Origin of the sequence: Rhodococcus sp. TAF43, from assembly GCF_052113525.1 — a bacterium.
In the GTDB taxonomy this organism is placed as follows: Bacteria; Actinomycetota; Actinomycetes; order Mycobacteriales; family Mycobacteriaceae; genus Prescottella.
Genome location: NZ_JBFRDL010000016.1, coordinates 49,781 through 74,162 on the forward strand (window position 1 = coordinate 49,781; position 24,382 = coordinate 74,162).

Here is a 24,382-nt window from a genome sequence, read left to right on the forward strand (position 1 = left end):
CGTAGCCGACCCGAAAGCGACACATGAGCAGTCGAAGCGCAAACCCAACCTCCGCCGTCCAGAACCGGAAGGCGAACAAGGGCGAGGAGCGACGAGCCGCGATCCTCGATGCGCTCGAGACGCTGCTCAACGAACACAGCCTGGACGAGATCGGAATCGTCGACATCTCGCGCGCAGCAGGGGTGACGCGTTCGGCGTTCTACTTCTACTTCGAGAACAAGGCGAAGGCTGTGGCGGCGTTGTCGCGGACCCTCTACGGCGAGATAAGCGATGGCACGGGGATGTATCTCGCCCGCGAGGGTAGCCCGCGCGAGATGGTCGACGGCCTCATCGCTGAACTGATCGCGTCGTGGGCCCGTCATCCCAATCTCTACCGGGCGCTGCGGGACGCACGCGACTCCGATCCCGCCGTCCGCGAGATGTGGGACTGCGACCGACGGAGTTTCGTCGATCCGGTGGCATCCATGATCGACGCCGAACGCAAAGCGGGGCGCGCGGCCGAGGGTACCGACAGTCGGGCACTCGCCGTCGTCCTTCTCGACATGAACGACCGCGCCGTCGAGAGCCTCTCTCGGGGCGGCCCCGGATCTCTGGATCCGGAAACCGCTCACGAGGCTCTGGTCTCGGTGTGGCTCAACACCATCTATGGGAGCAAACTGTGACACCAACCGATGTGACACGCACCGATGTGACCTTCGCGGTGCAGGGCAGTACCTGTTCGGCGTGGCATTACCGGGGCGAAGGCGACGACTTCCGCACCGAGGCGGGCCGTCCCTGCGTCGTCATGGCGCACGGATTCGGTGGTACCAAGGATTCGGGTCTCGAGGGATTCGCGGAGGGCTTCGCCCGCGCGGGACTCGACGTCCTGCTGTTCGACTACCGCGGATTCGGTTCCAGCGGTGGCGAAATGCGCCAGACGGTCTCGATCCGCGGCCAGCTCGAGGACTACGCCGCCGCGATCGCGACCGCCCGGGGAACCGACGGCGTCGATCCCACCCGGATCGTCGCGTGGGGCGTATCGCTGGCCGGCGGTCATGTCTTCAGCCTGGGCGCGAGCGATCCGCGCCTGGCCGCGCTCATCGCGCTCACCCCGGCGGTCGACGCACGAGCGGCGTCCACGGCATCGATGCGCCAGTACAGCGCCGGCCATCTGGCGAAGAGCGGGTGGGCCGCGATCCGGGACAAGGCCGCCGCGGCGCGCGGCGGCGCCGGTGTGACGATTCGCCTGGCGGGACGGCCCGGCGAGGTCGCCGCGCTCGCGCTGCCCGGCGTCTACGAGGACTACCTGTCCATCGCCGGTCCGACGTGGCGCAACGAGGTCAGCGCGCGATCGTTCCTCGAAATCGGTTCGTACCGACCGATCAAGGACGCGGACAAGATCACCGCACCGCTGTTGGTCCAGATCGGCGACCTCGACCGCAGCGCGCCGCCGCACGCCGCGGCGAAGGCGGCGGAGCAGGGCCGGGCCGACGTGCGGCATTACCCGTGCGATCACTTCGACGTGTATCCGGGCAAGCGGTGGCACGACCGCGCGCTCGAACATCAGATTCTTTTCCTGCGTAGGCATCTCGCGGTGGCGACCGCGGCAACGATCGAGGAGGACGCACATGCGCGCGTTGCAGCTGGTTGAGCACGGCCGGATCGCGGTCACGGACACCGACGTCCCGGAGATCGGTCCGGGCGAGGTGCTCGTCGAGGTTGCCGGTGCGGGGCTGTGCCACTCGGACGTTCACGTCCGGCACTCGCCGATCTCGATGCTTCCGCCGCCGATGACCCTCGGGCACGAGACCGCCGGGCGGATCGCGGCGCTGGGCGAGGGCGTCGAGTCCCTGTCGGTGGGCGACGCGGTGCTGGTGTTCCTGGTGTGGAGTTGCGGCACCTGTCGCGCGTGCGTGCAGGGTCGCGAGAACTCCTGTGAGCGTTCACCGGGCGGTCGGCAGGGCGTGCCGCTGTGTCCCGGTCTGGCCGCGAACGGTGGAATGGCCGAGTTCATGAAGGTCGACGCGAGGTTCGTGGAGCCGCTCGGTGACCTCGATCCGGTGACCGCCGGGCCGCTCGCCGACGCCGGGCTCACCACCTACCACGCAATCGACGGCGCGCGGGACCGGTTGGGCCCGGGCTCGACTGCGGTCGTGCTCGGCATCGGCGGACTCGGGCACGCGGCCGTCCAGATCCTGGCCGCGACAACCTCTGCCCGCATCATCGCGGTGGATTCGGCGGAGGACAAGCTCGAGCTGGCGACCACGCTGGGAGCGGATCACGCGTTCGTCAGCGACAGCTCCTGCGCCGCGAAGATCCTCGAGCTCACCGACGGCATCGGTGTCGACGCCGTGTTCGACTGCGTCGGAGTGCAGGAGACCGTCGACATCGCCGCGCAGGTGGTCGGTCGTGACGGTGCGGTGCGCGTCCTCGGGCTCGGTGGCGGCCGGATCGAGTGGACCGGTTTCGCGCTGCCGTGGGGAGCCACGTTGCGAACCAGCTACGCGGGTACCCGCGCCGACCAACGCGCGGTGATCGCTCTGGCGCAGCGCGGACTCGTCACGATCGAGACCGAGACCTTCCCGCTCGAGGACGGGGTGGCGGCGTTCGACGCGCTCGAGGCCGGGAAGATCAAGGGTCGGGCGATCCTCGTACCGTAAGGCCGACACACGAATGCCGCGTTCCCGCAAGGGGGACGCGGCATTCGGCATCGAGAGGCTCAGTACAGCCGGCCCTCGTGCAGGGCCCGATCGAACTCCGGCATGGGATCGCCGTCGCGCAGTCGCCGCGAGATCGCCGGATCGGCCATGTGGAGGCGGCCGATCGCGACGAGGTCGAACTCGCCCTCGTGTTTCCGGCGCATCAGGTCCGGGAGGTTGTCCGTCATGGTCGGCAGCCCGACGATGACCCGCACGTTGAGCGCGCTGTCGAGTCCGACGCTCCCGACGGCCATCACGGTGGCGCCGGTCAGCTTCTTGGCCCATCCCGCGAGGGACAGGTCGCTGCCCTCGAACGCCGGCGCGTAGAACCGGCGGATGCTCGCGTCGAGCACGTCGACGCCGGCGTCGACGAGGGCGTTCAGGACCACGCCCAGCTCCTCGGGCGTCTGGGCGATCTTCGACGCGAAGTCCTGCTGCTTGTGCTGCGAGAACCGGAAGATGATCGGGTAGTCGTCGCCGATCTCCTTCCGGATGGCCTTGACCACCTCGGCGGGGAACCGGGTGCGGCGCTGCAGATCTCCGCCCCACTCGTCGTCGCGCTGGTTGCTCGGCTCCCACAGGAACGCGTCGAGCAGGTAACCGTGGCCGCCGTGCAGGGCAATGCCGTCGAAGCCGACGTCGATCGCGTTGCGGGCCGCCGCCGCGTAGGCGGCGATCACGTCGGCGATGTCCTGCTCGGTCATCGCGGCGGTCACCGGACGCATCCGCTCGACGTACTCGTCGGAGTACATGGTGTTGCCGACCGATCCCCAGTGTCCCGACGGACGCATGGGGTGGACGTCACCGACCGGGCCCATCGCACCGAAGAGCGGTCCGACGTGCCACAGCTGCGGCACGATCTTGCCGCCGGCACCGTGGACCGCGTCGACGACCTTGCGCCAACCTTCCAGTGCCGCTTCGCCGTACATCACCGGCACGGTGTCGGCGTCCACGGCCGAGGGGTGCTCGATCGCGGTGCCCTCGGTGACGATGAGGCCGGTGCCGCCCTCGGCACGCCGACGGTAGTAGGCCACGACCTCATCGGTGGGCACGCCGCCGGGCGAGCCGTGACGGGTCATGGGGGACATCGCGATCCGGTTGCGCAGCTCCAGAGACCGGATGGTGATCGGTTCGAACAGTGCGGCCGTCAAGGCTGCGGGTTCCGTGGACTCCGTCGTTTCCGTCATCTCAGTGGTCACAGTGCTGCCATGTAGTCGAAGAAGTTGGGGGTGTGGATCTCGCGCAGGCGGGTGAGCTTGCGGTAGCTGATCAGCCACTTGCCCTCGACCTTGCGGTACTCCTCGTGGTAATGCCCGTAGCCGTGAAGGTGTTCCTCGACATCGCCGTTGGTCCACCACAGTTCGTCCTCCATGGCCCAGATGCCGGTGGCCGTGGTGTCGGAGGTGAGGGTGATCTCCGGGGTGTGCGCATGGTGCGCGGTGGTCACATAGGTGGAGTTGCCGAGCATGCCGCTGATCGCCTTGGTGAGCGGTTCGCGGCCGATGACGCGGCCCGACGCGCCGTCGGTCTGCGGCTGCTTGTCGTCGGGCAGCCCGCCCCACGACTCGCTGACGACGTCCTCGGTGTGGAAGCTGCCGTAGAGATCCCACTGCTTGGTGTCCATGATGCGCAGTCGCGCCGCGAACACCCGCTTGATCTCTTCGATAGCGAGCAGCTGCTCGGCTGCGGTCATCGTCAGTGCACCGGTGGGCTCAGCCATGGCGTGGACCTCTCTGTCGAAACGGTTCAAACAGTCAATCAAGCGATTGCTTTGGTGACGTGGGGCACAGCATAGCTAGCGGCCGGGCTTGGCTGCCTGGCGGTAGTCGAAGAAGTTGGGGGTGTGGATCTCGTGCAGGCGGGTCAGGGTGCGGTAGCTGATCAGCCACTTGTCCTCGACCTTGCGGTATTCCTCGTGGTAGTGGCCGTAGCCGTGGAGGTGTTCCTCGTCGTCGCCGTTGGTCCACCACAGTTCGTCCTCCATGGCCCAGATGCCGGTGGCCGTGGTGTCCGAGGTGAGGGTGATCTCGGGGGTGTGGCCGTGATGCACCGTCGTCACGAAGGTGTTGCCGTCCAGTGTGTTCCGGATCGCGGCCGTGAGCGCTTCCGGGCCGACCACTCGGGAGCCGGCGCCCCACGACTCGCTGACCACGTCGTCGGTGTGGAAGGTGCCGTAGAGGTCCCACTGCTTGGTGTCCATGATGCGCAGTCGCGCCGCGAACACCCGCTTGATCTCCTCGATGGCCAGTAGTTGCTCGGCCGCAGCGAGCGTCACGGTCGGGGTGGATTCGTGGGTGGTGCTCATGGTTCAACCTCCAGGGCGGGCGAAGTGGGTTAAACAAGCAGTTGATCGGTTCTCAGCATATCCAGGATCTGTGCCGGAATCGGCGGGATTTCCGGGCAGCGGAAGTTCCTCCTCCACCCGTCCCCGATCCGCCGCCGATCTGCGCGTCAGGCCGCGACCGAGGGGGAGGTCGCGGGCAGCGAATCCGCATAGGAGCAGCGGTGGTCGACCGCGAAGCCGTCGAGGAAGATCGACACGCAGTCCTCGGCGAGGCGAGCGGTCGGGTACGAGTCGTCGGCGTGGTGCCACTTGATCGACAGCCAGACGCAGTCGCGAATGAATCGGTGGAACACGCCCGCCGGCAGATCGTCCCGGAAAGCGCCCTGCCGCTTGCCGTCCTCGATCGCGTCCAGCCACGGACGCTGGACCGCATCGGCGAGTTCGGATGCGCGGGAAAGGTTCGCCTCCTCGCGCAGATGCGGGTATTCGTCCTGGTAGACGGCGGTCGCGTGCGGCTCCTCGTGGGCCGCGTCCAGTGAGGCGTCGACGATCGCCTGCAACCGCGCCCTGGGGGTCAGATTCCGGGTCTCGATCGAGCGGTAGCGCTCGTGCAGCCCCTCGAGATAGCCCGTGACCAACTCGTCGACGATGGCCCGCTTGGACGGGAAGTGGTGGTACAGGGCGCCCGCCACGACCCCGACGCGATCCGCGATCTCCCGGATGGTCGTGGCCCCCACGCCCTTGCGGGCGAACAACTCGGCGGCCGCGTCGAGGATCTCGCGCCGCCGTTTGGTGGATTCCGTCACTTCGAGGCCCTCCCGTACCGACCAAACAATCGATTGGTCGGACTATAGGTGCGTCCGGAGTGTTTCGGGAAGAGTTGTTCCGCTCAGCAAAATGTGTCTGAACTGGGTAGACCTGGGACGGGATCGGTATCCTCGGTGCGAACCCGGGGCCGTGGCGCCGCCCAGCGCCGCCCTAACGGCGTTTGGTCGGGCCCCGGCTCACGCGAGGAGCTCGACCTTGCGGTCGTAGGTGAGATCGACGATCAGCTCGCGGCGGGCGATGCGCCACATGCCGTCCGCCCGGACGTATTCGTCCTGGTAGCGGATCGCCACGACGTAGTCGCGGTGCCCGTCCTCGGTGGCGTACACGTGGTGCGCCTCGCCGTACACCTCGCCGCGGGCCTGGTCGCCGGCCACGTCGACGATCTGCTGGTTCACCACGTGCCGGGTCGAGTGGAGGTGGGCGACCGCGCCGAGCACGCCCTGGGCGACGGCGCCGGACCCCGACAGGACGGCACTCTTGCCCCGGCGGACCAGCCCGGCCGGTTGCACCAGTTGGGCGTCGGTGGCGAAGAGTGCCGTCAGTGCGATCTCGTCTCGGCGATCGACGGCGATCGCGTACTGCGCAACGAGGTCGGACAGGGCAAGGCGGTCTGCGAGTTCTCGGCTCATACCCGGCATTCYTCCTGTCGATCGGAGGATCGGCAGGAAGACTTCTCGCTCATCGGTAATCGAGCGGCTACGGAGTGACCTGTGCTTCCATCGCGGCGAGGAAGCCGTCACCGTGCGGTGGCAGCGTGCCCCACTCGCCGCGCGGATCGTGCTCGGGAGCCTCGAAAACCGTACGAGCGTGGCTGAATTCGAGGAATCCCTCGCGCCCGTGGTAGTGGCCCATGCCCGAAGCGCCCACGCCACCGAACGGTGCGTCGTTCATGCCCGGGTGCATCATGATGTCGTTGACGGTCACGCCGCCCGACCAGGTGCGGGTCAGGACCGCCTGCTGCTCCGCCGGATCGGTGCCGAAGTAGTACAGCGCCAACGGCTTCGGTCTGCTGTTGATGTCCGCGATGACCTCTTCGGTCTGGTCGTACGGCAGCAGGATGATGGCGGGGCCGAAGATCTCCTCCTGCATGATCTTGGAGTCGGCCGGCGGTGCGATCACCAGGCGCAGCGGCCGCTTGCGCTCCCCGTCGACCCGTTCGCTCTCCTCGACCGGGGTCGCGACGATCAGGGCGCCACGATCACGGGCGTCGGCGACGAGGGCCTCGACCCGTGCCAGGTGCCGGTCGCTGACGACCGCGACGACGTCCGGGTTGTCGGTGATGGTCGGCAGCAGCGCGGCGTACGACTTCTCCAGGGCGCCGACGAAGCTGTCCAGCTCCTCTCGGGGCACGTAGACGACGTCCGGGGACACGCAGATCTGGCCCGAGTTGGTGGACTTGGCGATCGCGATCTTGCTCGCGGCGTCGTCGAAGTCCGCGCTGCGGCCGACGATGGTCGGCGACTTGCCGCCGAGTTCGAGCGTGACCGGCACGAGGTTCTTGGCGGCGTTGGCCATGACCAGCTTGCCGACCTCGGTGCTGCCGGTGAACACGAGATGGTCGAACGGCAGGGACGTGAAGGCGTCGGCGAGCTCGGGGCCGCCGGTGACGACCGCGATCTCGGACGGATCGAACATCTCCGCGACGGCATCCGCGAGGACCTGCGCGGTGCGCGGCACCACCTCGGACGGCTTGAGGATCGCCCGGTTGCCGGCGCCCAGGGCGCACGCGAGCGGGCTCAGCAGCGTGAACAGCGGAGCGTTCCACGTGCCGATGATGCCGACCGATCCCTTGGGCTGGTACTGGATGTAGGCCTTCGCGCCGAGCTGGTCGTACGGCGGGTACGGCGGGCGCTCCTCGTCGGCCATCCAGGACTGGAGCGAGTCGCGAGTGTGCTTGAGCGACGTGAGTGAACCGAGGATGTCGTTCATGATCGAGAACGCGACGAGGCGCCCGCCGAAGTCGGCGTCGATGGCCTCGGTGAGCGGCTTGTGGTGACGGACCAGGAGGTCGATCATCCGCTGGATCCGGTCGCGGCGCACGTCGGCCGAGGGCGTTCCCTGTTCGGCCGCAGCGCGTTTCTGGGCTTCCAGGATCTGGGGAAGCGTCGCGATGGTTGCCGTGTCGGTGACGTGCTCGCTCATGGGGTAACTCCTGTCGTTGCCGATGTCACGACGCTAACGAGCTGTGTCCGGCGTTACAGCGGGCCGTCTCGATGACCGGGAGCGTGTCTCGGAGAAGGGGTCGAACGGCCCCGTCGGGCGGCGGGAATCCCGGTAGGAAGTACCCGGATCGATGGGACCTCCGACTCTGTGGCGATCGGTGCGCGGACCCGTTTCGCCTGAATGTGAAACAGGTTATAGCTACGATGCGGCATGCGAATTGCCAAGACTGCCTCGTTGTCGCTCCTCGCCGCGGCGGCTGTCGCGATCACCGCACCCGCGGTCGCTAGTGCCGCACCGAACCCCGCCGACACCCCGAACCGAGCGATGGCCCGCGCGTACATCGACGCACTCGTCAGTCACGACGCCGGTGGCGTGCTGTTCACTGCGAACGCCACCCGCATCGAGGTGGGTATGCAGACCGGTTTCAACGGGCCGCAGTTGACGAACGATCTCAACCACGGCATGCAGTACGCCGTCATCCAGGGCGTGCGGAACCTGACGATGACCGAGGACGGCGACACCGTCCGCACCACCTACCTGCTCGACGCCGGGGTCGGCGACGCGCGCCTGATGACCGTCGAGATCGTCGAGAGTTTCGAACTCGAGAACGGCGCCATCGACCGGATCGTCGCCGATATCCGACCGGTCGCGCTGTCCTGACGCGTAGCGTCACCGGCGAACATCACCGGTGAGTGGGAGGTAGCGGACATGACGGACGGCAACCAGCGGGTGGCAGTGGTCTCGGGTGCTGCGCGGGGCATCGGCGCGGCCATCGCGAAGCGACTCGCGTCCGACGGGCTGGCGGTCGCCGTGCTCGATCTCGACGAATCGGCGTGCGGTGACACCGTTGCCGCGATCCGCGACGCCGGCGGCCGCGCGCTCGCCGTCGGGGCGGACGTGTCCGACGAGGCCTCGGTGGAGACGGCCGTGACGAGGATCGCCGGCGAGTTGGGCGCGCCCACCGTCGTCGTGAACAACGCCGGGATCACCCGCGACAACCTGCTGTTCAAGATGACCGTCGACGACTGGGACGCCGTCATGAACGTGCACCTGCGCGGGGCCTTCCTGCTGACCCGGGCCGCGCAGAAGTACATGGTGGAACAGAAGTGGGGCCGGATCGTGAACCTCTCGAGTATCTCCGCGCTCGGCAACCGCGGCCAGTCGAACTACTCGGCCGCGAAGGCGGGCATGCAGGGTCTGACCAAGACGCTCGCGTTCGAACTCGGCCCGTTCGGCGTCACCGCCAACGCGATCGCGCCCGGCTTCATCGTCACCGAGATGACGGCCGCGACCGCCGAACGGATGGGGGTGTCGTTCGACGACTTCAAGGCCGGGGTCGCCGCGGAAACCCCGGTCCGCCGTGTCGGGCTGCCCGAGGACATCGCGCACACCGCGTCGTTCCTCGTCAGTGAGGGTGCGGGATTCGTTTCGGGACAGGTGATCTACGTGGCGGGCGGTCCGAAGGCCTGACGCTGCACCTCGATCGCGAGCCGGGTGCGCGAGCCGCATCCGGTCGCGGCGAGGATGCGGCTGACGTACTTCTTGACGGTGTCCTGGGTGAGCGTCAACTGCCGGGCGATCGCGGCGTTGCTCAACCCGTCGGCCACCAGTCGGGCCACCTGACGCTGCCGCCCGGTCAGATCGGCCAGCACGTCCCGGTGCTCCGAGGTGTCGAGGCCGCGGGTGAGTACGGACAGTTGCCGGGCCAGGAGGCGCAGGGCCGCGTAGTCCCGGGGCCCGAGTGCGGACTCGTCCGCGTCGTACAGGCCGACGAGAGCCCGCGCCCCGTCCGGCAGATCGAGGTGTATCGCGTTGACCGAGTGCATGCGCTGCGCGTGCAGGTAGTCCCGGACGTAGGCCTCGGACTCCGCCGGGAGCTCGCGGAGATCGGTCAGGGACGCCACCCGGGTCGATTCGAGTCGGCGCCGCGCCTCCGGCGTCGCGAAGACGTCGTGGTGCGACCAGATCTCTTGGTAGACAGTGCGTATGCCCTCCCACGAGCCGGATCCCTCGACGGTGGCATCAGGGTCGTCGAACTGCCTCTCGTAGGTGTCGCCGACGAAACACGTCGCCACGCGCACCGGGAACGCCTCCGTCATGGCCGCGACGATGCGGGTGCGGAACTCCGACACGGTCCGTACGTCCTCGCACCGCTCCAGGACCGTGAACACGCGCTCGTAGTCGGCGGTGCGCAACGCGACCTCGGTCAATTCTTCTCACCACCAGTTCGATGCGGATCGGAAAGTGTCCACCAAAGTGCACTGCCGGTAGGGCGGAACGAATTCTAGCGTCGGAGGGTACGTCGTTTCATCGATTTCAGAGGAGTACTCGCATGGGCAGGCTACGGTTCGGTGCGTTCGTCGCACCCCATCACGCGGCAGGGCAGAATCCGACCGTCGCGTTGCAGCGCGACCTCGAACTGGTGGAGCATCTCGACCGCCTCGACTTCGACGAGGTGTGGATCGGTGAACACCACTCGGCGGGCAGCGAGATCATCGGCAGCCCCGAGATCTTCATCGCCGCGGCGGCCGAACGCACCAAGCGCATCAAGCTCGGCACGGGCGTCACCTCGCTGAGCTACCACAATCCCTTGTGGGCCGCGGATCGGATGGTGCTGCTCGACCACCTCACCCGCGGCCGCGTGATGCTGGGCGTCGGCCCGGGTTCGCTGCCCACCGACTCGTCGATGATCGGGCTCAACCCCACCGAGTGCCGCGAACTGCTCGACGACAACCTCGACATCGTGATGCGGCTGCTGAACGGTGAGCGGGTCACGGCGAAGACCAAGACGCACAACCTGGTCGACGCCCAGCTGCAGATGCGGCCGTACTCGCATCCGATGTTCGACATCGTCGTCGCCGGCGTGGCCTCGCCCACCGGACCGCGATTGGCCGGCAAGCACGGCCTGGGCCTGCTGTCGATCGGCGCGACCCTCACCCCCGAGGGCTTCGACGCCCTCGGTCACCACTTCGGCATCATGGAGGAGCGGGCCGCCGAGTTCGGGACCACCGTGGACCGCAATCAGTGGCGGCTGGTGTGCCCCATGCACATTGCGGAGACCGAGGAGCAGGCCCAGCAGGACGTGCGGTTCGGGCTCGGCGAGTGGATCGACTACTTCGGCAAGGTCGCGGCGTTCCCGCACTTCGGCTCCGGTGGCGCTTCCATGGAGCAGATGATCGCGTACATGAACCACTCCGGCATGGGCATCATCGGAACGCCCGCGCAGGCGCGCGAACTTATCCAGAAGCTCATCGACCAGTCCGGCGGCTTCGGTTCGATGCTGATCATGGGCACCGACTGGGCCAACCCGGCCGCGACCCGACGCTCGTTCGAGTTGATCGCGCAGCAGGTGGCGCCGCACTTCCAGGGGCAGTCCCAGCCGCTGCTGGACGCGGCGACCCGCGCCGGGAAGGTGCGCGAGGGCCACAACCAGGCGCAGCACGACGCGATCGCGCACATGACGAAGAAGTACGAGGACGAACTGGCGGCCAAGCGATGAGGGCCGCCGTTCTGCACGGCGTCGGCGACCTGCGGGTCGAGGACGTCCCCGAGCCGGAACTGCGCGACGGCCACGTCCTGATCGACGTGGCGTACAACGGAATCTGCGGATCCGACCTCGGGATGATCCACTCGTTCGGCATCTCCGAGCATCCGCATCCGCTCACCGGGGCCTGCGGACCGCAGATCCTCGGTCACGAGTTCTCCGGAGTGGTGCGCGAGGTCGGTGCCGGGGTCGAGGATCTGTCCGTCGGGGACCGCGTGGTGGTGCAGCCGAACTACAGCTGCGGCACGTGCGTGCGCTGCGCCGCCGGACTCGAGCACCTGTGTCAGGTCATCGCCTTCCACGGACTCAACTCCGACGGCGGTGGCATGTCGGAGCGCACGGTGGTCCCGGCGGGCAACGTGCACAAGATCCCGGACGGTGTGAGCCTGCTGCAGGCCGCGGTGGTCGAGCCACTGGCCGTGACGCTGCACGCCGTCGAGTTGGGCGGTGTCGAGCCGGGGCAGTTCGCGCTGGTGATCGGGGCGGGTCCGATCGGCATCGCGACGGCACTCAACCTGCGGGCCGGGGGCGTCGACCGGATCCTGCTGAGCGAGCCGTCCGAATCGCGTCGGGCCGTGGCTGCGGGAATGGGATTCGACGTGATCGATCCCGCCGCGCAGGATCCCGTGGCGGCCGTCGCCGAGCGGACCGACGGCATCGGGGCGGACACAGTGTTCGAATGTGCCGGGGTGGCCGCGGCAGTGCAGACCGCGCTCTGGGCCGCGCGGGCCCGCGGTGCGGTGGTCCTGGTCGCCACCTACAAGGAGGAGGTGCCGCTCGCCACGTACGCGCTGATGTTCACCGAGACGCGGCTGATGGCGTCGCTGGCGTACTCGCGCGAGGAGTTCGCCGCCGTCATCGACCGGATGGCGGCCGGGGCGTACCCGCTCGACGAATGGGTCGAATGCGTCCCGCTCGCCGACGTGGTGGAGGAAGGTGTGCAGGCGGCGTCCGCCGGCCGGCGCATGAAGGTACTCGTGGAGGTGGGACATGGCTGAGCGTGAGTCGATGGGCAACAGGTTCGACGGCAGGGTCGCGGTCGTGACCGGAGCGGCGTCGGGCATCGGCGCGGCCGTCGCGACGCGTCTGGTCGCGGAGGGGGCGTCGGTGGTCGGCATCGACATCTCCGCCGATGCGCTCGAGGTGATGGAGAAGGACCTCGGCGAGGCCTTCGTCGGGGCGGTCGCCGACGTCACGGTGGAGGACGCCGTCGCCGCCGCGGTCGCGGTCGCGGTGGAGCGATTCGGCGCGCTGGATCTGGCGTTCAACGTGGCCGGTGCCGCCCGCGGCGGCCCGATCCTCGACCTCGAGGAGTCGGACTGGGACTTCACCGTCGACCTCGTGCAGAAGGGCGTGTTCCTGTGCACCAAGCACGAGGCCCGGCACATGACGACGAACGGCCGTGGCGGTGCGATCGTCAACGTCGCCTCGCTCAACGCGCGGGTTCCGATGGTCGGCGGCAGCCCGTACGTCACCGGTAAGGCGGGCGTCGAGATGTTCGGCAAGAACGCCGCGCTCGAACTCGCGCCGCACGGTATCCGCGTCAACACCGTGCTGCCCGGTCTGGTCGACACCCCGCTGGTGTCCGCCGTGACCGGGTACGAGCCGCTGCTGCAGGCGTTCGTCGACCGGATCCCGATGGGGCGTCCGGCGACTCCCGAGCAGATCGCGGCGCCGTGCCTGTATCTCGCGAGCGACGATGCCGACTACATCACCGGCACGAGCCTCATGGTCGACGGCGGCTGGGAGATCTCCAACTACCCGGACTTCACCAAGTTGCACGGCTAGCGCCGTCGGCCTGAGCGCCCATTCCTTCCGGTCGCGAGCGGGTTCCCGCCGATCCGGGCGAGGAGTGGGCGCTCAGGCCTAGTGCGACCGATGGTCGACGAGCGGCGTGCGTGGCCCGAACTTGGGTTTGCGGGCCTGGCCGCTGACCTCGAGCAGGCGGATCGCGCGGTAGCGGTGCGGGCGCAGGTCGGCGAGGTACTCGACCATCGCGTCGTCGTCGAGGGGCCGACCCAGCAGCGTCCAGCCGACGATCGCCGACAGGTGGAAGTCGCCGACGGAGAGGGCGTCGGCGTCGCCGAGCGCGCGCTGGGCCACCTCGGCGGCGGTCCACAGCCCGACACCGGGGACGGCCCGCAACCGGCGGTACGCCGCCTCGTGATCCATCCCGACGGTCTCCTCGAGCCGGTCCGCGACGCGAGCGCACGCGACGACGGTCTGTGCGCGCCGCGGATCGACGCCCGCGCGGTGGAACTCCCACGACGGGATCCGCCGCCACGCCTCCGCACTCGGCGGCACCCGCATCCCGTCGGGGGCCGGCCCGGGCGCGGCGGTGCCGAACTTCTGGACGAGCCGATGCCACGACGTGTGCGCGGCAACGGTGTGCACACGCTGCTCGAGGATCGCCGGCACCAGGGACTCCATGACCCGCGCGGTCCGCACGATCCGCAGGTTCGGGAACCGGCGGTGCGCGTCGACCAGCTTCGGGTGGGTGGGCGCAAAGTCGGCGGACCCGTCGACGTCGTCCTCGCCGACGAGGCCGGGCACGTACATCTCGAGTTCCGCGGCGCCGGGTCCCCATGCCCGGACGCCGACGACGCTCGGGCCGCGCTGACGGAGGCGGTAGGTGACAGCCCCGGACGGCAGCAGCGAGGTGCGCCACACGGTCCCGTCGGACTCGCGGTGGTGACACGGATCGAAGCGCCCACGGCTCAGCGGCGCGAGCGTCGACGCGAGATCCACGGGACGTCGCGTCGACACCTCGAACTGCACTTCGGAGGCCATACCGGTCATCCCCGGCAGCCTATCGCCGCCGCGCCGAGACCGAACCGAGGCATGTCGGGGGGAGCACGTATTGTCCGAAGCCATGATCATCGTGAGTACCGACGGTTCGTGTCTGAAGAATCCCGGTGGCGCCATCGGGTGGGCATGGGTCGATCACGAGGGTCCCAGCCGGTCGGGCGGCGCGGTCTCCGGCACCAACCAGATCGCGGAGCTGTGGGCGCTGGTCGAGGCCATCGTGGCGCATCCCGGTCCCGATCCGCTGCTCATCGAGTCCGATTCCCAGTACGCCATCAAGTGCGCGTCCGAGTGGCTGCCCGGCTGGAAGCGCAARGGGTGGAAGACGGCGTCCGGCGGGCCGGTCAAGAACCTCGAGCTGGTGCAGGACATCGACCGGGCGATCACCGAACGGACCGGGCCGGTGCGGTTCCGCTGGGTCCGCGGGCACGTCGGCAACCACTTCAACGAGTTGGCCGACAAGCTGGCCGGTGAGGCCGCCCGCGCCGTCGCGTCCGATCCGGAGCGGGCGCGGCCGTGGGCAGGTCTCGCCTCCCACGGCCCGGACCCGCGCCCGTCCGTCGTGGCCTCCGCGCCCGCCCGCGATCCGGAACCACTGCTCACGCTGTTCTGAGGATCGCGGTGTACTTCCCGACGCCGGTCCGGTCTACCGTGCGGAGACGAATTGCGGCCGCCCCGCGTCCAGCCAGGCGTGGAAGCGGGCGCCGATCCGGTCCGCGATGACGTCGTAGGTCTCCCAGCTGTCCTCGACCCGGTAGATCTCGGTCGGGGTCGTACCGAACGCGTCCAGGTAGTCGACGAGATAGCAGGAGTCGTCGTGCTCGCCCGCGTAGTACGCGACCGCGAAGGCGTTGCCATCGGCGGTGAGGTCGTCGCTGACGAACTTCTCGTCGAGCACGTCCATCAGGAAGGCGCCGGGCGTCGACTCTCGCGACTCGAGCGGCTCGAGCTCGTCGGCGATGTCCTCGCCCGCGAAACCGGACAGCAGGCACCATGCCACGAACATGCCGATGTGGGTGCCGCCGGCCTCGTTCGGCAGGTCGTCGGGAAAGATGCCGCCGTAGTGCCAGTCGGCATCGTCGTACTTCGTCAAGGATCTGCCTTCTTCGAGTAGGTTCGCGGTGCATTGTCCCACAGGCGACCCGGTCGCCGAACCTTCGATGAGACTGTCGCGCAGCGGCTTTCCGATACCGACGCTGCCGACGGCCGGCGTGATCGCGCCGGTGGCTTCCTGGGCCCGCTCGGCGACAGGTCGATGGTGCGACGCGGGCTTACCGCTCATTCGCACGTATTCATCGCGAATATCCAGTAACTTCCGAAACGCTTGTATTGCGCGGCACCTGAGTTCGAAAACCCGATTTGTCCTGTATGTGGCGAAAAGGAGTATCCAGCGTGCGTAATTTCGGTGCAACTTTCCGGATTCTGGTTATCGCAGTGCTCACAGGCCTGGTTGCACTGACGACACTGGCCTTCGGGCCGACCGGCATCGCCCAGCCGGCTGCAGGCGGCCTCTCGCTCGCGAAGTCGGGCTCTCCGGCGGTCGGCCTCCAATCGGGCGACACGGTCACCTACACGTTCGTGGTGACCAACACCGGTGGAACTCCGGTCTCCGACGTCGCCGTGGATGAAGTCGCATTCACCGGTTCCGATCCGGCGCCCGATGCCACATGCCCGTCGGGGACGCTCCAGCCGGGGGAGTCGGTGACCTGTACCGCCACGTACGACGTGACCGACGCCGATCAGGGCGCCTGCTTCATCGACAACACGGCCAGGGCGACCGGTATCGATCCACAGCAGAATGCGGTCACATCGGCGCCGGCGTCGACAAGGGTCCTCACAGCCTGCCGGAGCGACTTCGCCGGCAGCGGAATCCTGCCACCGGCACTGGGATCGTTGGGTCTGGGACCGCTGGCCGTGGGATCGCTGGGATCCTTGGGGTTGGGGTCGTTGGGGTCGTTGGGCGCGTTGGGGGCATTGGGCGCCTGGGCGCTGAGCACTCCGTACCAGCCGGGCGCGGGCACACGATGCTCGAACGAGCCGCCTCCGAATGTGCCGTTCCTGAATGTGCCGTTCCCGAGTCTGCCGTTCCTGAACCCGCCGTGCCCGGACGCGCCGGGTCCCGAAGGCCCCTGACGAACCTACCGAGCGGCGTCTGCATTCGGCCAGGGTGGCAGTCGTCGTCCGGTCGGGATGTCGTGTCATCCCTTCAGCTGGCCCAGCTCGGTGTCCAGAGGTTGTCAGGTGGGGTGGGTCGCGATTCGAGTAGGTGCCGACGCAGCGCGGTCAGGGCTGGATGCGGGTTTCCGCTCCGGTACACGAACGAGTGCGGATAGACCGGCGTCGGATCCATGATCGGGATTCGCCGCAGGCCGTGATTCGCGGGCCACACGTATCGGTCACCGGAACCGACCAGGGTCGACAGGGCGGACGAACCCGCGATGGCGTCCATCAGCGCCTCTGCCCCGAAGTCGGGCCCGACGGCATCGATGCGCAGGTCGAACGCTTCGGTGAGCTCGTCGTAGAACGCGGCCCACTCGGTGCCCTGCTTGATCCCCGGGATCCAGATGCGGTGCCCGGTCAGGTCTTCCGGATTCAGAGATGGCGCCGAGGCGAGCGGGTGCTCCGGTCCTACCAACAGCTGCAACGGATCGTCCAGGACTCGCTCGGCCACGATGCGGTCGGGCAGGTCGCGTGGGGACACTGGAACCGAGCGGAAGGTCGCGTCGATCGAGCCGGCGAGCACGGCCTCGATCGCGTTGGGTGCGTTGGCATCCGGCAGCGTGACGACGTCCAGATCGATCCCCGGATGAGCCTGGTAAAAGCTCTGCAGGGCGAGGGCTGGAGCGATGCGCCGATTGAGGACATCGACCCGCAACGTGCGTTCGCCCGGACGTACCGACGCTGCCGCACGGTCCACCGCCCGCAGAACGTCACGAGCGTGCGGAAGAAATGCCTGCCCGTCCAGTGACAGCCGTGCGCCGCGCGCGGTGCGGGCGAACAATCTCACCCCGAGCACGCGTTCGAGGTTTGCGATCCGCTTTGAGACGGCCTGCTGGGTAATTCGCAGGTCGACGGCGGCTTCCTGGAACTGTCCGGCGTCCGCGACGGCGACGAAGGTGCGCACGGCTTCGATGTCCACCGCCCAGACCCTACGGATACAACCCCCGGTTGTGGCTCGCGGGTCCGCTCGTTGTTTGCTTCGCGTCGGCCTGGTTGGTCGAATCCTCGCTGTCGATGATCGGTTGTGGGGGAGGGGTTTTCATGGCTCGGGAGAATCTGGGGCGTTCGTTCGGATGGCTCTGGTCGGCGTTCGCCGCCTCGACGGCCGGCACCTGGTTGGGGTTCGGCGCGTTCCCCCTGATCGCGATCCTGGTCCTTGATGTCGGCGCCGCGGCGGTCTCCGTCCTGGCGGCGGCCGGCCTGCTGGTGGGGGCGGTGCTGGCCGTTCCGCTGGGGCCGTGGGTCGAGGCCCACCGCAAGAAGCCGGTCATGATCGTCGCCGACGTCGTCCGTTTCGCAGCCCTGCTGACCATCCCGGTCACCTACATGCTGGGAATGCTGACCTATACGCAGCTACTGGTGGTCTCGGTCGTGAGCACCGCGTCGAACATCGCGTTCGCTGCCGCCAGCGGCGCCTACCTGAAGCAGATCGTGCGACCGGATCAGCTGTTGGTGGCCAACGGCCGGTTCGAGTCGACCACCTGGACCGCCACCGCGGTCGGCCCCACCGTGGGCGGCGGAGCCATCAGCGTTCTCGGTCCCGTGGTCACGGTGATCGCCAACGCCACCGGGTTCCTCCTGTCGGCGCTGAGTATCGGGATGATCCGCGAGCGAGAACCCGAGCCGATCCGCGAGAAGGCCTCGGCGTTCCGAACCACGGACGTGGTCGAGGGCTGGAGGTTCATCAACGCCGACCGGCGGCTGCGCCCGCTGTTCTGGAACACGGTGGCCGTCAACGCGCTGATCATGGCCACCGAACCCCTGCTCGCCGTCCTGCTGCTCAGGGACTTGGGCTGGGAGGCCTGGCAGTACGGACTCGCGTTCGGGCTCCCCTGTATCGGTGGGTTCGTCGGCGCTCGGATAGCTCCCCGGCTGGAGGCCCAGTACGGGCGCCGCCGCGTCCTCGGCGTCTCCGGTGCGCTCCGCGCAGTGTGGCCGGTGGGGCTGATCCTCGTGATGCCCGGCCCGGCCGGCGTCGTCCTCGTCATCGTCGTCGAACTGGCGCTCATCACCTGCATGGGAGTGTTCAACCCTCTGTTTGCCACCGAGCGGCTGCAGCGCGTTCCCGCCGAGAGGATCGGCCGGGTGATGGTGGCCTGGAACGTGACCGGTACCGGTGCTATCGCCGTACTGACCGCTCTGTGGGGCGTGCTCGCTGTCATCACTGACGCCCGCATCGCCATCGGAATCGCCGGTGTCCTCCTCCTTGCGACCCCGTTCCTTCTGTCGCGAAAGGACACATCCGAGCCCGCGCTACCACTTCCGTCTGAGGGAGGAGCGATATCTGTTCCACTGCAACGACATCGAAAGGTTCCGTAGCGCTCCTGATTGCTGGGACACTATGTCGGGCCGGGCGTCGCGTTCCCGGCGAACGTGACATCTCTCTGCACGAGCAGCCGCGCGTCCCCGTTCAGGTCCTGATGTGGCGGATGCCGACCGCGGCTCGTCGAAGCTGATAGCGGGCGGGGGTCAGGCGGCCCCGGGCGAGCTGCAGCCCTGTGCGCGCTGCGATGTCTTCGACGACGTCGTCGATGGTGCGATCGTCGGTGGCGATGTGTTCGGTGAATCTGGCTCGGCCAGTGCTGCGACGCAGCGGTCGATCTGTTGCATCGCCCAGGTTTCGTCTCGCCCGACGGCCCGGCCCAGTCAGTAGCCACTGCGCGTCCGCAGCCTACGTTGGAGGGTCTCGGGCGAGGCGGTCAGCGAGAAGTGCCTGACATCAACGTCTTCGGCGGCCAGGCGGTGATGTGGGAGCGGGGGACACGTCGATTCAACTCGAAGGCAGTCTGCGTCCTTCCTGCACCGAACGCGCCATTGATCCATACGAGCACCGCGCCGAGTCTATTCGTGCGCCGGCGGTCGGCGCCACCGAAAGACGACAGGGTCGTCGCAACTCCTCGGCGAGAGGAGGCGCGACGACCCTGTGGGCGACGTCGAGCGGGGGGCTTACGTCAGCGAGGCCTCGTGCACGTCGCGGACGAACTCGGGCAGCGGGTCGCCGGCGCGCAGGCGCGAGGCCAGTGCCGGATCGGCGAGGTGCAGGCGACCGATCGCGATGAGGTCGAACTCGCCGCCGCCGATGCGCTTCTCGAGCTCGGGGATGTTGTCGACGGCCGGCGCCGAGCCTTCGATGCGGCTGTCGCGGAGCGACTTACCGATGCCGACGCTGCCGACGGCCATGGTGACCGCGCCGGTGACTTCCTTGGCCCAGCCGGCCAGCGACAGGTCGCTGCCCTCGAAGGCGGGGAAGTCGAAGCGGCGGATGCTGGCGTCGAACACGTCGACGCCGGCGTCGGCCAGCGCGCCGAGGACGACCTTCAGCTCGTCGGGGGTCTCGGCGATGCGCGCGGTGTAGTTCTGCTGCTTGTGCTGCGAGAAGCGGTAGAAGATCGGGTAGTCCTCGCCGATCTCGGCACGGATCGCCTCGACGACGGCGACGGGGAAGCGGGTGCGGCGCTCGAGGTCGCCGCCCCACTCGTCGTCACGCTTGTTGGTGCCGGCCCACAGGAACGAGTCCAGCAGGTAGCCGTGGCCGCCGTGCAGGGCGATGCCGTCGAAGCCGACGTCGATCGCGTTACGGGCGGCGCGGGCGAACGCGGAGATGACGTCCTGGATGTCCTGCTCGGTCATCGCCTCGGTGGTCTGCTGCGCCCACTCGACGTACGAATCCGGGTACGAGGTGGTGCCGAGCGGGCCCCACTCGCCGGACGGGCGCATCGGCTTGAGGGCCGGGTCGACCTTGCTCATCGCGCCCCACAACGGTCCCACGTGCCACAGCTGCGGGATGATCTTGCCGCCGGCCTCGTGGACGCCGTCGACGACCTTGCGCCAGCCCGCGAGGGCGTCATCTCCGAACAGGCGGGGCACGCGCGAGTTGTCTACCGAGGTCTCGTGGTCGATCGCGACGCCCTCGGTGACGATCAGCCCGGTGCCGCCCTCGGCGCGGCGGCGGTAGTAGCCGGCGACGTCGTCGCCGGGGACCCCGTCGATCGAGTAGGAGCGTGTCATCGGCGACATCACGATGCGGTTCGCGAGCTCGAGCGACCGAACCTTCAGCGGCTGGAACAGGGGAGATGAACTGGTCATGTCGTCAATGCCTTCTCGAGAGCCGTGGGAAACCAAGCAAGTGTTAGGTAGATTTTCAGGCCCTTTCGGCCCGCGTCAAACCCAGGTCTCACTCAGCGCAAACGCTCGGGACTAGGGTCGTCTGGAGTGTCCGGCGTCACCCCGGACAGCAGGCCGGCGAGAGGGGCAGTGCGTGTGTGAATCCGCTGATCGGGTGGAACAGGACTGGGAGTCCGACGCCGCGGACGTGATCGCGTTCCGGGAGCGCCTGGGATTGCCGTCGCTGATCGACGTCCACACCCATTTCATGCCGAAGCGGGTGATGGACAAGGTGTGGGCCTACTTCGACTCCGCCGGCCCGCTCATCGGCCGGGAGTGGCCGATCCGGTACCGGATGGAGGAGGACTCTCGCGTCGAGCATCTGCGCGCGTTCGGCGTCAGCCACTTCACGTCCATGCTGTACCCGCACAAGCCGGACATGGCGGCCTGGCTCAACCAGTGGGCCGCGGACTTCGCGGCCCGCACACCCGACTGCCTGCACACCGCCACCTTCTACCCGGAGGAATCGGCGCCGGAGTACGTCACCGCGGCGCTCGACGCCGGGACCCGGGTGTTCAAGTCGCACATCCAGGTGGGCGAATACGACCCGGGCGACCCGCTGCTCGATCCCGTGTGGGGACTGCTCGAGGACAGCGGCACCCCGATCGTCATCCACTGCGGATCGGGGCCGGCGCCGGGCCGGTTCACCGGGCCCGACCGCATCGCGCGGCTGCTCGCCCGGCACCCCCGGCTGGCGCTGGTGATCGCGCACATGGGGATGCCGGAGTACTCGGAGTTCCTCGACCTGGCGGACCGCTATCCGAGCGTGTATCTCGACACGACGATGGCATTCACCGACTTCACCGAGGCGCAGGTCGCATTCCCGCGCGGAGAGGTGTCGCGGCTGCGGGACCTGGGCGAACGCATCCTCTTCGGCAGCGACTACCCCAACATCCCGTACTCGTACCGCGACGCGCTCGACGCGCTGGAACGCTTCGACCTCGGCGACGACTGGGTGCGCGCGGTGGTCCACCACAACGCGACGAAGCTGTTCGACCTCTCCTGACGAGGCCGCGGCCGGGACCGGATCAGGACGCCGGTTCCGGCTGCATCACGCTGAACACCGCCCCCTGCGGGTCCGTGAGCACCGCCATCCGTCCGACGGTCTTCATGTCGAACGGTTCGGCCATGAGCGCGCCACCCTCCGCGGCGGCCTTCGCGACGGTGGCGTCGGTGTCGTCGGTGCAGAAGTAGACGTGCCAGTGGTTGGGGACGTCGGGACGCGGCGGCGGCGCACAGCCGCCGACGCCGTCGCCCTGCACCTGGAGGACGGTGTAGTCGCCGTCGGGCATCGGCATCGTGGCACTGCCCAGCCCCACCACGGCGGCGTAGAAGGGGAGGGCGGTCGACGGCTGGTCCGTGATCAGCTCGTCCCAGATCAGGGTGCCCGTCTCGTTGACCAGGGTCGCGCCGACATGTTCGCGGGCCTGCCACAGCCCCACCTCGGCGCCGGTGGGGTCGGCGACCAGCGCCATCCGCCCCGCCTCCCCGACGTCGAAGGCCGGGAGCAGGAGCCGACCTCCGGCGGGTTCCACCTTCGCGGCCGAGGCGTCAGCGTCGGCCACCGCGAGGAAGGTGTTCCATCGGGAAGGGGTTTCGGAGGGTGACGATCCGGCGGGGAGCGGGGCGATCGCCGCGACCCGTTCGCCCCGCAGGGTGGCGATGGAGTAGACGGCGTCGTCCAGCATCGGACGGTCGTCGTACGACCAGCCGAACAGTGCGGCATAGAAGTCCTTCGCCGCCGGCTGATCGGAGGTCTGCAGATCAACCCAAGCGGGTGTGCCCTCGACGTAACTCGAACGTGTCGACATCGCGATGTCCTCTCATTCACCTCATTCACCGTCGACCAGTCACGGTCGACTCGGGCCGCCTGCCGCCGATGAGATGTAGGGAGAGAACGGACATGGTCCGTCCGGAGACCGCTGCGACACGCGGTCGAGCATGCTGAAAGGCTATCGCAGAAAGGGCCTGCTCGCGTCCCCGTGAGGCATTCGAGGGGGACGCGAGCAGGGCGCCTAGACGAGATCGGTCGAGATGATCTTCTCCATGTTCCGCTCGGCCAGCGCGGTGATCGTGACGAACGGGTTGACGCCGACATTGCCGGGGACGAGCGAGCCGTCGACCACGTACAGGCCGGGGTACTCGGGCAGGCGCCCGTAGTTGTCGGTGGCCTTGTTCAGCAGGCAGCCGCCCAGCGGGTGGTACGTGAAGTCGTCGCCCCAGGTCTTGTAGACCCCGAACAGGTCGGTCCGGTAGATCGTGCCTTCCTTCTTGTTGATCTTGTCGAAGACCTTCTTGGCCATGTCGATGCTCTTCTGGTTCTGCGACACCGACCAGGAGAGATCGACCTTGCCCGTGCTCGAATTGAACTGGAAGCGAGCGCGTTCGGGGTTCTTCGTGATCGCCAGGTACAGGCTCGCGTACGTCTCGAGGCCTGCGGGGAGCGGTGCGATCTCGGCGAAGATCGGCGCGGTCGGATCCGACCAGTTGTCGATGCCCATCGTCGGGATGGTCGCCTGCTGGGAGCCGGTGGCGTCCCACATGTGGTTGGCGCGGCCGACCATGACGTTGCCGTTGTTGCCCCAGCCCTCGCCGACCTGCGAGGAGAGGTTCGGCAGATGCCCCTGCGCCTTCATCGAGACCAGCAGCTTGCTGGTGCCGACGCTGCCGGCGGCGAAGAACACGCGGTCGGCGGTGACGACCTTGGTCGCGATCTTGTTGCCCTGCTCGTCGATCTGATCCATCGTGACGCTGTAGCCGCCGCCGGACGCGGGGGCGACCTTGGTGACCTGGTGCAGTGTCGTGATCGTCAGCTTGCCGGTGGCCGCGGCCTGCGCCAGGTAGGTCTTGTCGAGCGACTTCTTGCCGGCGTTGTTGCCGTAGATGACCTCGCCGCCGAGACCCGACTTGGTGACCTGGCCCGCGGCCTCCTGCTTCATGTACTCGAAGTCGTACACGTTCGGCACGAAAGTCGTTGAGAAGCCGGACCGTTGAGCGGTCTTGCGGCCCGTGCGCGCGAACTGGTACCACGGCGTCGACTCGAACCAGGCCTGGTCGATGTTGTTTACGCCCAGACCGGCGTTCGCACGCGGAAAGAACTTGTCGTACATCTCGGTGGAGTTCACCGAGGGCAGGATCTCCTCGAAGTAGTTGCGCTTCGGGGTGACGGCCATGCCGCCGTTGACGAGCGAGCCGCCGCCGACGCCGCGACCCTGATAGACCTTGACGCCGGAGAACCGCTCGGAGTCGAGCACGCCGACGTACTTGTCGATGCTCTTGTTGATGCCGAAGCCCATGAAGTTGCTGACGGGCTGATCGGTGGTGTCGGACAGCCACATCGAGCGCTTGTCGGCGTTGAGCATGCCGCAGAAGATCTTGCCGTCGGGGCCGGGGGTGTCCCAGCTGCGGCCCATCTCGACGATCTGGGTGGGGATGCCGGCCTGCGTCAGCCTCAGCGCGGCGACCGCGCCGCCGTACCCACTGCCGATGACGAGTGCCGGGATCCGGTCGCCGTCGGCGATGGCTCGGCGGGGGGACGCGGAAGCGGACGTCGACATCGACGAGAGCAGCAGCGCTCCMGCGGTCAGGCCCGTACCGGCAAGGAATCGGCGGCGTGAGACATTTGCAACCCCCCGAGTTGCAGCGGCTCTGTTCGCCCGGCTATCGGTCATGGAACTCCTCTGTCGACGGTTTGTT

General features: G+C 68.2%; 25 protein-coding genes. 12 read left to right on the forward strand and 13 right to left on the reverse strand.

The genetic code is table 11. From position 1 onward, the window contains the following. Window positions 1-23: 23 nt before the first annotated feature. From AB4Z09_RS12990 to AB4Z09_RS13000, 3 genes are read left to right on the forward strand one after another with little or no spacing between them, the layout of a single operon-like run. Window positions 24-662: a TetR/AcrR family transcriptional regulator gene (locus AB4Z09_RS12990; RefSeq protein WP_442239888.1), complete on the forward strand. Its 639-nt coding sequence runs from the start codon at window positions 24-26 to the stop codon at window positions 660-662. Next, complete coding sequence (locus tag AB4Z09_RS12995; protein WP_442239889.1) at window positions 659-1,630, forward strand: alpha/beta hydrolase; 972 nt, start codon at window positions 659-661, stop codon at window positions 1,628-1,630. The genes AB4Z09_RS12990 and AB4Z09_RS12995 overlap by 4 nt, the downstream gene beginning before the upstream one ends. Then, window positions 1,608-2,639 carry an NAD(P)-dependent alcohol dehydrogenase gene (locus tag AB4Z09_RS13000; RefSeq protein ID WP_442239890.1) on the forward strand — a complete coding sequence of 344 codons (1,032 nt, stop codon included), beginning with the start codon at window positions 1,608-1,610 and terminating at the stop codon, window positions 2,637-2,639. The genes AB4Z09_RS12995 and AB4Z09_RS13000 overlap by 23 nt, the downstream gene beginning before the upstream one ends. A gap of 59 nt (window positions 2,640-2,698) precedes the next feature. Here AB4Z09_RS13000 and AB4Z09_RS13005 read toward each other — a convergent pair whose 3' ends face one another. The 6 genes from AB4Z09_RS13005 to AB4Z09_RS13030 form a co-directional block, all read right to left on the reverse strand. After that, the gene (locus tag AB4Z09_RS13005; protein WP_442239891.1) at window positions 2,699-3,865 is read right to left on the reverse strand and encodes an oxidoreductase; all 1,167 of its coding nucleotides are present in this window, start codon (window positions 3,863-3,865) and stop codon (window positions 2,699-2,701) included. An 8-nt stretch (window positions 3,866-3,873) separates the two neighbouring features. Beyond that, entirely contained in the window at window positions 3,874-4,398 is a 525-nt protein-coding gene (locus AB4Z09_RS13010) for a nuclear transport factor 2 family protein (RefSeq protein ID WP_114723207.1), read from the reverse strand. 75 nt (window positions 4,399-4,473) lie between these two features. After that, entirely contained in the window at window positions 4,474-4,983 is a 510-nt protein-coding gene (locus tag AB4Z09_RS13015) for a nuclear transport factor 2 family protein (protein ID WP_442239892.1), read from the reverse strand. A 146-nt stretch (window positions 4,984-5,129) separates the two neighbouring features. Continuing rightward, window positions 5,130-5,768, reverse strand: coding sequence for a TetR/AcrR family transcriptional regulator (locus tag AB4Z09_RS13020; protein ID WP_442239893.1), 639 nt, complete (start codon window positions 5,766-5,768; stop codon window positions 5,130-5,132). 198 nt (window positions 5,769-5,966) lie between these two features. Next, on the reverse strand, window positions 5,967-6,419 hold the full coding sequence (locus AB4Z09_RS13025; protein ID WP_429516988.1) for a nuclear transport factor 2 family protein: 453 nt from the start codon (window positions 6,417-6,419) through the stop codon (window positions 5,967-5,969). Between the two features lie 67 nt (window positions 6,420-6,486). Next, complete coding sequence (locus tag AB4Z09_RS13030) at window positions 6,487-7,932, reverse strand: coniferyl aldehyde dehydrogenase (RefSeq protein ID WP_442239894.1); 1,446 nt, start codon at window positions 7,930-7,932, stop codon at window positions 6,487-6,489. A gap of 231 nt (window positions 7,933-8,163) precedes the next feature. On the opposite strand from AB4Z09_RS13030, the gene AB4Z09_RS13035 reads away from it, so the two are divergent. Then, a complete protein-coding gene (locus tag AB4Z09_RS13035; protein ID WP_442239895.1) occupies window positions 8,164-8,613 on the forward strand; it encodes a hypothetical protein in 450 nt (149 codons plus the stop codon). A 48-nt stretch (window positions 8,614-8,661) separates the two neighbouring features. Next, window positions 8,662-9,423 carry a 3-oxoacyl-ACP reductase FabG gene (gene fabG, locus AB4Z09_RS13040; protein ID WP_429516983.1) on the forward strand — a complete coding sequence of 254 codons (762 nt, stop codon included), beginning with the start codon at window positions 8,662-8,664 and terminating at the stop codon, window positions 9,421-9,423. Here fabG and AB4Z09_RS13045 read toward each other — a convergent pair. Beyond that, window positions 9,396-10,163, reverse strand: coding sequence for a response regulator transcription factor (locus AB4Z09_RS13045; RefSeq protein WP_429516980.1), 768 nt, complete (start codon window positions 10,161-10,163; stop codon window positions 9,396-9,398). The genes fabG and AB4Z09_RS13045 overlap by 28 nt on opposite strands. A 122-nt stretch (window positions 10,164-10,285) precedes the next feature. Between AB4Z09_RS13045 and AB4Z09_RS13050 the strand changes: the two genes are divergently transcribed. From AB4Z09_RS13050 to AB4Z09_RS13060, 3 genes are read left to right on the forward strand one after another with little or no spacing between them, the layout of a single operon-like run. Further along, a complete protein-coding gene (locus AB4Z09_RS13050) occupies window positions 10,286-11,452 on the forward strand; it encodes an LLM class flavin-dependent oxidoreductase (protein ID WP_114723199.1) in 1,167 nt (388 codons plus the stop codon). Next, window positions 11,449-12,495 carry a 2,3-butanediol dehydrogenase gene (locus tag AB4Z09_RS13055; RefSeq protein WP_442239896.1) on the forward strand — a complete coding sequence of 349 codons (1,047 nt, stop codon included), beginning with the start codon at window positions 11,449-11,451 and terminating at the stop codon, window positions 12,493-12,495. Before AB4Z09_RS13050 ends, AB4Z09_RS13055 begins: the two co-directional genes overlap by 4 nt. Then, entirely contained in the window at window positions 12,488-13,285 is a 798-nt protein-coding gene (locus tag AB4Z09_RS13060; RefSeq protein WP_114723197.1) for an SDR family NAD(P)-dependent oxidoreductase, read from the forward strand. Before AB4Z09_RS13055 ends, AB4Z09_RS13060 begins: the two co-directional genes overlap by 8 nt. 78 nt (window positions 13,286-13,363) lie before the next feature. On the opposite strand, the gene AB4Z09_RS13065 is transcribed toward AB4Z09_RS13060, so the two are convergent. After that, window positions 13,364-14,296 carry a DNA-3-methyladenine glycosylase family protein gene (locus AB4Z09_RS13065; protein WP_442239897.1) on the reverse strand — a complete coding sequence of 311 codons (933 nt, stop codon included), beginning with the start codon at window positions 14,294-14,296 and terminating at the stop codon, window positions 13,364-13,366. Window positions 14,297-14,369: 73 nt separating this feature from the next. Between AB4Z09_RS13065 and AB4Z09_RS13070 the strand changes: the two genes are divergently transcribed. Continuing rightward, window positions 14,370-14,915, forward strand: a complete 546-nt coding sequence (locus tag AB4Z09_RS13070; protein WP_114723195.1) for a ribonuclease H family protein — start codon at window positions 14,370-14,372, stop codon at window positions 14,913-14,915. A gap of 33 nt (window positions 14,916-14,948) precedes the next feature. Here the strand turns inward: AB4Z09_RS13070 and AB4Z09_RS13075 are convergent, their stop codons facing one another. Beyond that, window positions 14,949-15,584 (reverse strand): DUF7832 domain-containing protein, encoded by a 636-nt coding sequence (locus AB4Z09_RS13075; RefSeq protein WP_258558044.1) that lies wholly within the window; start codon window positions 15,582-15,584, stop codon window positions 14,949-14,951. 110 nt (window positions 15,585-15,694) lie between these two features. Here AB4Z09_RS13075 and AB4Z09_RS13080 point away from each other — a divergent pair, with 110 nt between their 5' ends. Beyond that, a complete protein-coding gene (locus AB4Z09_RS13080; RefSeq protein WP_442239898.1) occupies window positions 15,695-16,435 on the forward strand; it encodes a DUF7507 domain-containing protein in 741 nt (246 codons plus the stop codon). Between the two features lie 73 nt (window positions 16,436-16,508). On the opposite strand, the gene AB4Z09_RS13085 is transcribed toward AB4Z09_RS13080, so the two are convergent. After that, a complete protein-coding gene (locus tag AB4Z09_RS13085) occupies window positions 16,509-17,441 on the reverse strand; it encodes a LysR family transcriptional regulator (RefSeq protein ID WP_442239899.1) in 933 nt (310 codons plus the stop codon). A 122-nt stretch (window positions 17,442-17,563) separates the two neighbouring features. Here AB4Z09_RS13085 and AB4Z09_RS13090 point away from each other — a divergent pair, with 122 nt between their 5' ends. Continuing rightward, entirely contained in the window at window positions 17,564-18,841 is a 1,278-nt protein-coding gene (locus AB4Z09_RS13090; protein WP_429516967.1) for an MFS transporter, read from the forward strand. 627 nt (window positions 18,842-19,468) lie between these two features. Here the strand turns inward: AB4Z09_RS13090 and AB4Z09_RS13095 are convergent. Next, window positions 19,469-20,608, reverse strand: coding sequence for an NADH:flavin oxidoreductase (locus AB4Z09_RS13095; RefSeq protein WP_442239900.1), 1,140 nt, complete (start codon window positions 20,606-20,608; stop codon window positions 19,469-19,471). 193 nt (window positions 20,609-20,801) lie between these two features. Here AB4Z09_RS13095 and AB4Z09_RS13100 point away from each other — a divergent pair, with 193 nt between their 5' ends. Then, window positions 20,802-21,692: an amidohydrolase family protein gene (locus AB4Z09_RS13100; RefSeq protein WP_397484738.1), complete on the forward strand. Its 891-nt coding sequence runs from the start codon at window positions 20,802-20,804 to the stop codon at window positions 21,690-21,692. A gap of 22 nt (window positions 21,693-21,714) precedes the next feature. On the opposite strand, the gene AB4Z09_RS13105 is transcribed toward AB4Z09_RS13100, so the two are convergent. Both AB4Z09_RS13105 and AB4Z09_RS13110 read right to left on the reverse strand, forming a co-directional pair. Then, complete coding sequence (locus AB4Z09_RS13105; protein WP_114723189.1) at window positions 21,715-22,497, reverse strand: VOC family protein; 783 nt, start codon at window positions 22,495-22,497, stop codon at window positions 21,715-21,717. Window positions 22,498-22,701: 204 nt separating this feature from the next. Next, complete coding sequence (locus tag AB4Z09_RS13110) at window positions 22,702-24,357, reverse strand: GMC family oxidoreductase N-terminal domain-containing protein (RefSeq protein ID WP_442239901.1); 1,656 nt, start codon at window positions 24,355-24,357, stop codon at window positions 22,702-22,704. Window positions 24,358-24,382 lie beyond the last annotated feature (25 nt).

What these genes read in the sequence shown, in the direction of transcription:
- AB4Z09_RS12990 (WP_442239888.1), top strand. Translation starts at nt 24, where the DNA reads ATGAGCAGTCGAAGCGCAAACCCAACCTCCGCCGTCCAGAACCGGAAG.
- AB4Z09_RS13000 (WP_442239890.1), top strand. Translation starts at nt 1,608, where the DNA reads ATGCGCGCGTTGCAGCTGGTTGAGCACGGCCGGATCGCGGTCACGGAC.
- AB4Z09_RS13005 (WP_442239891.1), bottom strand. Translation starts at nt 3,865, where the DNA reads ATGACGGAAACGACGGAGTCCACGGAACCCGCAGCCTTGACGGCCGCA.
- AB4Z09_RS13010 (WP_114723207.1), bottom strand. Translation starts at nt 4,398, where the DNA reads ATGGCTGAGCCCACCGGTGCACTGACGATGACCGCAGCCGAGCAGCTG.
- AB4Z09_RS13015 (WP_442239892.1), bottom strand. Translation starts at nt 4,983, where the DNA reads ATGAGCACCACCCACGAATCCACCCCGACCGTGACGCTCGCTGCGGCC.
- AB4Z09_RS13025 (WP_429516988.1), bottom strand. Translation starts at nt 6,419, where the DNA reads ATGAGCCGAGAACTCGCAGACCGCCTTGCCCTGTCCGACCTCGTTGCG.
- AB4Z09_RS13030 (WP_442239894.1), bottom strand. Translation starts at nt 7,932, where the DNA reads ATGAGCGAGCACGTCACCGACACGGCAACCATCGCGACGCTTCCCCAG.
- AB4Z09_RS13035 (WP_442239895.1), top strand. Translation starts at nt 8,164, where the DNA reads ATGCGAATTGCCAAGACTGCCTCGTTGTCGCTCCTCGCCGCGGCGGCT.
- fabG (WP_429516983.1), top strand. Translation starts at nt 8,662, where the DNA reads ATGACGGACGGCAACCAGCGGGTGGCAGTGGTCTCGGGTGCTGCGCGG.
- AB4Z09_RS13050 (WP_114723199.1), top strand. Translation starts at nt 10,286, where the DNA reads ATGGGCAGGCTACGGTTCGGTGCGTTCGTCGCACCCCATCACGCGGCA.
- AB4Z09_RS13055 (WP_442239896.1), top strand. Translation starts at nt 11,449, where the DNA reads ATGAGGGCCGCCGTTCTGCACGGCGTCGGCGACCTGCGGGTCGAGGAC.
- AB4Z09_RS13060 (WP_114723197.1), top strand. Translation starts at nt 12,488, where the DNA reads ATGGCTGAGCGTGAGTCGATGGGCAACAGGTTCGACGGCAGGGTCGCG.
- AB4Z09_RS13065 (WP_442239897.1), bottom strand. Translation starts at nt 14,296, where the DNA reads ATGACCGGTATGGCCTCCGAAGTGCAGTTCGAGGTGTCGACGCGACGT.
- AB4Z09_RS13075 (WP_258558044.1), bottom strand. Translation starts at nt 15,584, where the DNA reads ATGAGCGGTAAGCCCGCGTCGCACCATCGACCTGTCGCCGAGCGGGCC.
- AB4Z09_RS13090 (WP_429516967.1), top strand. Translation starts at nt 17,564, where the DNA reads ATGGCTCGGGAGAATCTGGGGCGTTCGTTCGGATGGCTCTGGTCGGCG.
- AB4Z09_RS13095 (WP_442239900.1), bottom strand. Translation starts at nt 20,608, where the DNA reads ATGACCAGTTCATCTCCCCTGTTCCAGCCGCTGAAGGTTCGGTCGCTC.
- AB4Z09_RS13105 (WP_114723189.1), bottom strand. Translation starts at nt 22,497, where the DNA reads ATGTCGACACGTTCGAGTTACGTCGAGGGCACACCCGCTTGGGTTGAT.